The 6,056-nt window shown below is 45.1% G+C and carries 6 protein-coding genes and 1 pseudogene; 4 read left to right on the top strand and 3 right to left on the bottom strand.

The features are described from left to right. A pseudogene (locus tag CCU_RS00120) lies at positions 1 to 373 on the top strand (hypothetical protein); the annotation flags it as partial. On the opposite strand, the gene yajC reads toward CCU_RS00120, so the two are convergent. From yajC to CCU_RS00105, 3 genes are all read right to left on the bottom strand, one after another. Beyond that, the gene (yajC, locus tag CCU_RS00115) at positions 336 to 710 is read right to left on the bottom strand and encodes a preprotein translocase subunit YajC (protein WP_015533108.1); all 375 of its coding nucleotides are present in this window, start codon (positions 708 to 710) and stop codon (positions 336 to 338) included. The pseudogene CCU_RS00120 and the gene yajC sit on opposite strands and share 38 nt — an antisense overlap. A gap of 19 nt (positions 711 to 729) precedes the next feature. Next, positions 730 to 1,863 carry a tRNA guanosine(34) transglycosylase Tgt gene (gene tgt, locus CCU_RS00110; protein ID WP_015533107.1) on the bottom strand — a complete coding sequence of 378 codons (1,134 nt, stop codon included), beginning with the start codon at positions 1,861 to 1,863 and terminating at the stop codon, positions 730 to 732. 310 nt (positions 1,864 to 2,173) lie between these two features. Continuing rightward, the gene (locus tag CCU_RS00105) at positions 2,174 to 3,820 is read right to left on the bottom strand and encodes a S1C family serine protease (protein ID WP_243440821.1); all 1,647 of its coding nucleotides are present in this window, start codon (positions 3,818 to 3,820) and stop codon (positions 2,174 to 2,176) included. A 181-nt stretch (positions 3,821 to 4,001) separates the two neighbouring features. Here CCU_RS00105 and CCU_RS00100 point away from each other — a divergent pair, with 181 nt between their 5' ends. The 3 genes from CCU_RS00100 to CCU_RS00090 all read left to right on the top strand — a co-directional run. Then, positions 4,002 to 4,274, top strand: coding sequence for a hypothetical protein (locus CCU_RS00100; protein ID WP_015533105.1), 273 nt, complete (start codon positions 4,002 to 4,004; stop codon positions 4,272 to 4,274). Next, positions 4,275 to 4,940, top strand: a complete 666-nt coding sequence (locus CCU_RS00095; protein ID WP_015533104.1) for an ATP-binding cassette domain-containing protein — start codon at positions 4,275 to 4,277, stop codon at positions 4,938 to 4,940. Positions 4,941 to 4,959: 19 nt separating this feature from the next. Further along, a partial coding sequence (locus CCU_RS00090) for an ABC transporter permease (RefSeq protein WP_208895852.1) occupies positions 4,960 to 6,056 on the top strand: 1,097 nt, incomplete at its 3' end.

Below are 6,056 nucleotides of genomic sequence, written 5' to 3'. Positions count from 1 at the left end.
CGGCAAGGCTGCCTTCATCGCCCATCCCCTCATATACGGATTTGGATATAAACAGATAGAGGACATGCTTGAAGAACTGAAGCCATATGGCCTTTCAGGGCTTGAGGTCTACCACTCCTCCAACAATGCCTATGAATCCGGAAGGCTTAGGGAGATTGCCAGAAAACACGGGCTCCTCATATCAGGAGGTTCCGACTTCCACGGCGCAGCCAAACCCGACATATCCGTGGGAACCGGAAGGGGCGGTCTTCGGATCACGGAAGCTGTATTTCAGGATATAAAAAAGCGGTCACTGTATAATGACCGCTTTTTTATTTACTCTGATGATACCTTTATTATATCTTTGACTTCTTATCCTTATCATCATCTGTGACTGTTGATGATCCCTGCTTCTCAAGCTCTGCAACAGCGCTCTTGTGCATCGGTATACGACAGTTCTTGTTGTTACCAAACTCTACGATGATAGTTGAATCATCAACCACATCAAGGATGGTTCCGTAGAAACCACTGGTTGTCATGATATTATCACCAGGCTCCATCTGTGAAAGCATCTGGTCTGTCTTGGCCTTCTGCTTCTTCTGTGGTCTGATCATCATGAAGTAAATGATTGCAGCAAATATGGCAATATATACAACAATAAACATAACTGATGAACCGCCACTGGCCTGTGTTCCTGTTGACGATGATAAAATTGTTGAAAGTGAATTCATTCTCTAATCTCCTTTTTGATTACTCTTCTCCACCAGCAAGGCTCTCAAGCATCGATTTCTTATATGACTGATATCTTCCTTCTTCTATAGCCTCTCTGATGTCTTTCATCATATTATTATAAAAATACAAATTATGCAAGACGCAAAATCTCATACCGAGCATTTCATTTGCCTTGAGCAGGTGTCTGATGTACGCTCTGCTATAGTGCTGGCATGCAGGGCATCCGCAGCCCTCCTCTATAGGTCTGTCGTCTGTCTCAAATCTCGCATTCTTGAGATTCATCTTGCCATGCTTCGTGTACACATGGGCGTGTCGTCCATTTCTGGATGGATATACGCAATCGAAGAAATCAACACCTCTGTCGACCGCCTCAAGTATATTTGCAGGGGTTCCAACACCCATGAGGTATGTCGGTCTGTCCTCAGGCAGATACGGAACGGTCACATCGAGTATGTGGTACATCTGCTCTGCTGTCTCTCCTACTGCAAGTCCTCCTATGGCATATCCCGGAAGATCAAGCTCGCTGATTCTCTTGGCGTGATCTATTCTGATATCCTCGTATATGGCACCCTGATTGATTCCAAACAATAGCTGATTCTTGTTGATCGTATCCGGCAGACTGTTAAGTCTCTCCATCTCATTCTTACATCTGACAAGCCATCTGGCTGTTCTCGCAACAGAATTCTCCACGTACTGTCTGTCAGCCAGTGCAGGGGCACACTCGTCAAATGCCATGGCTATTGTAGATGCCAGATTCGACTGTATCTGCATGCTCTCCTCAGGTCCCATGAATATCTTGCGTCCATCGACATGGGAATTGAAGGTTACGCCCTCCTCCTTGATCTTCCTGAGTCCCGCCAGGGAGAATACCTGGAATCCGCCTGAATCAGTGAGTATCGGTCTGTCCCAGTACATAAACTTATGTAAACCGCCCATCTGCTTGACTATCTTATCCCCAGGTCTCACATGGAGATGATATGTATTTGACAGCTCGATCTGACATCCTATGTCCTTGAGATCCGTTGTTGCCACAGCTCCCTTTATGGCTGCTGCCGTTCCAACATTCATGAACAGAGGTGTCTGCACTGTTCCGTGAACAGTCTGAAATTCAGCTCTCTTTGCCCTTCCATCCTTACAAAGTATTTTGTACATTGTTATGTAAACCTTTCTTTTTCATTTTTCCAAATCTTACGCTATACTTAAGCGTACTCTTTATAATGCACCATTTAAAGTATATTTGCAAGCAAATTTACAATCCACAGGCATTTACCGCCGAACTTGACCGCATACCGGATGAATACGAGGACTTCCGATACAATGCAGGCAGATTACAATTTTGACAGCCACATATCTTACATACAAAACGGCGCCTGTAATTTCACTTACAGGTGCCGTTATATCAATCTATAGGCTTTCAGTTCTGTTAGCTCCGTGCTAAATCACCACTGAATTATCTGGCTTATCACTGCTTCTCCTTCAGCGTAGCTGTAGCAGTCTGCTTCTCGTAGTTACCATTGTTGTTTCTGTAGTATACGATAGATACCTTATCGCCAGGATTGCAGGCCACGATCTTGTCGTGGAATGTCTCCATATCTGCTATGTCCTCACCGTCAAGGCTGCAAATGATATCTCCTGACTGGAGTCCACACTCCTCTGCTGCTGAACCCTGCTCAACTGATGAGATATATACACCCTCAGGCATGTTCAGGAGCTGTGCGTACTGGCTTGTGATGGTCTGGGCAGATATACCGAGGTAAGCCTGTCCTGATGTTGTTCCATCATTTGACACATTCTTGCCTGCTATCAGGTCATTGATTATATCCTGTACATCTGATATAGGAAGTGCATAGCCCATACCCTCAACGCTTGTATCTGAATACTTGGCTGTGTTGATACCGATCAGCTCGCCCTGCATGTTGACAAGGGCACCACCACTGTTACCAGGGTTGATGGCTGCATCTGTCTGAAGTACCTTTACTGTCTCATCTGAAGCACTTATCTCTCTGTTAAGTGCGCTTATATATCCAACTGTAACTGACTGTCCATATCCAAGTGCATTTCCGATTGCCACGCACGGATCACCCACTGCAAGATCATCCGATGAACCTACCTGAATCTCCTTTATCTCATTCAAAGTGTCATCCGATATGTCCGAAAGCTTAACTGTGACAACTGCTATATCATTGTTCTCAACGTATCCCTTTACCACCGCATCTGCACTCTTGTCATCGACAAATGTAACTGACAGTGACTTAGCATTCTGTACCACATGATAATTAGTTGCAAGATACAGGTACTGGTCATCCTTGCCGATGATGATACCTGAACCGGCTCCTGTTGACTCCTGCTGATATGAATTGAACCAGTAATCATATGTTGTTACGTATGTTCCTGTGATCGATACGATGGAAGGCATAACCTTCTTGGCAACCGTTGACACATCGTACACTGTACTTGTCGTGTCTGATGATGCCTGCTTGAGCTGTGGTGCATTGTTCTCTGTTGAACCCTCAGCACTCTGCTCTGTTGTGGTCTGCGAATCTTTGCCGAGAAGCTTATCCGATCCATATCTGACCCCCTGGAATACAACGCCTGCCACAAGTCCGAATACAACAGCCGCTGCAACCACACCTGCTGCCTTCTTGCCAAATCCGCTCTTCCTGTTCTTTGGCTTCTTATCTTTTGCCTTCTTCTGTCTCATATTGTTATCTGAAGGCTTTCCTGTTCCCATATTGTTCATTGGATTGCCTGCCTGATTCTGATAACCCTGATTCATTCTCTGGCTGTCATACCATGCTTCCATGCCATTTACATTTCTCTGAAAACCTGAATATGAAGCGTTCTGTGTACCGACTGTTTGAGCATTCTGCGATGAACTCTGTGCGCCGGCAGTCTGAGCGTTCTGTGCTGAGCCATGTACACCGGCTGTCTGATTGTTCTGCGCTGACTGTGCGCCCTGAACATTCTGTGTCTGCTGTGAAGCATTTGTTGAAGGTCTGTCAAATCTTGAATCTCCTCTATTGTTCATATAGCTGTAATGATACAGACCATCCTGCTGCGGTGCCTGACCACTATTTCCATTCATCTGGTTCTTGTTTTCCTGTTCCATCTCTATCATCCTTTCGCATCTTTATTATCTTAATTCCTGTAATCGGTACCTTTCTCTTTCTTACAGTTGTTACTATACGCAGTAAATGTGTCATATTTGTGTCTTTATTGTTTTAATTCTGTGCACAAATGTTATATACTAGTCAGGTACGATCTCAAATAACCCTTATGGAGGATAATATATGTTTAGAGTATGGGGAAAACTTATAAAAGATAACCACCTCATGAAGGATACCGTGATATGCATATCCGACTACGAGATGACGCGTACCCACAAGGTATACAAGGCCCTTGAGGATATGTGCTACGAGTTTGACCTGGCAAAGCCGGTGTGGCTTAAGAAGAATAAGGATGAGTTTATCCACCACGCCAGAACCAGATTCACAGCGGATAACTTTGTGGAGGATATAGATTTTGACTACCTTGATTTTCAGGTAATAGAGGAGGAATACTAGATGTTTTCTGTCTCTTCAGTGAGCAAAAGCTACGGCAAAAATAAAGTTCTGACAGATGTGTCACTGTCCGTATCCCCGGGTGAATGCATCGCCCTTCTGGGAATCAACGGATCGGGTAAATCCACCCTGCTGGGAATACTATCCAGAAACATAAAGCCAGACTCAGGGTGCTTCTGTTTCGACTGTCAGGCAAATGCTGCTCTGCTCCCACAGGACAATCCACTCATACCGGAACTCACAGCCATTGACAACATCAGACTGTGGCACCCCGGAAGCAGGAAAACAGTCATGAACTCCCACAATATGAGCATATGTCAGTCTCTCGGTGTGGATTCATTTCTGGACAAACGTGTCTCAAAGCTCTCCGGTGGAATGAAGAAGAGGCTAAGCCTTGCCATCACGATGATGTCTGACCCGGATCTGCTTCTTCTCGATGAACCTCTGGCCTCGCTTGATCTTCTATGCAAGAACGGGATACTGAGCTATCTCCAGAATTACATATCACATGGAGGAAGTGTCATCATCGCCACACATGAGACATCTGCGCTGGATATATGTAACAAGATATACACACTGAAAAATGGACACATCCAACTGGCCATAGACAGAAATATCTCACCCGGATACACCTCACCTGAAACCTACATCAATCTGATCAGATCATAGCTTTATCTAAAGGAGTTTTATGTTTTACCGACTTATACGAACTGATTTGAAAAGAATAGCTCATTATGGAATATACATGGTAGTCGCAGCATTTGTCATGATGACGGTTTTCCTATGTCTTGCATTAAACGCGAACTCTTTTATCTACTCTGATGACCGCTCCGAACCACTTTCAATCGGAATCGTGATGAGTGCAGATTCAAAAACCGCACAGATGGCATACAACACGATATCTGATATGGACAGCTACCGCTCATCATGTGTATTCACAGAATTTTCAGACAAGGATACAGCCCTTTCAAGGCTCTCTGACGGAGACCTGTTCGCTGTGATCTACGTCCCTGACAATATCATAAGCGACATCATGGACGGAACGAACACACCTGTCGAGGTATACTATTCTGACAACCGGTCCATCGATACATTTGTGCTGAATGACCTCTTCCGCTCCACATCCTCCATGCTTGGCATATCCCAGGCGGCCATATATTCGGTTCAGGCGATAGGAAGGAACATGGAGCTTCCCGAGGATATTCAGGACACGCTCAGCAACGATGTAAATGCCATGTTCATGACTAAGGTTCTTGACAGGACTGCCAACTTCACCGTCGACAAAATAAATGCAACCAGAGCAGCAAATACCACCGACTTCTACACAAGTGCGGCGGTCCTTCTCATGATGATGCTGTGCAGCGTTGTTTTCTTCCCATTCCTGCTCGACCTCCCAGCCTCTTACATAACAAAGCTCAGGTCACAGGGAATTGGCAAAGTCAGACGCAATGTCAGCAATTTCATATCCATGTTCATATGGCTGTATATCCTTTATATAACTGTATACATGGCTCTCGCCCTGGCATCACTGTTTATCGATGAACTGCATGTAAATATCCACATGAGTGGGATACTGTTCGGAATCGTCATAGCTACATGTGTCGCGGTATATACACTGCTCATAAGTCTGCTTCCCGCAGGGATACACGGCTGCACACTGCTTCTCACTGTGGTCACTGTCATACTGGCCTATGTGAGCGGCTTATTCATACCGGAAGCCATGCTTCCAAACTTTGCAAAGGATATATGCCATGGATCGCTGCTCAATAAGCTTGTGCAGACACT

Origin of the sequence: Coprococcus sp. ART55/1 (assembly GCF_000210595.1) — a bacterium.
Classification (GTDB): domain Bacteria; phylum Bacillota; class Clostridia; order Lachnospirales; family Lachnospiraceae; genus Coprococcus; species Coprococcus aceti.
This window is presented reverse-complemented; position numbering and strand designations above follow the sequence as displayed.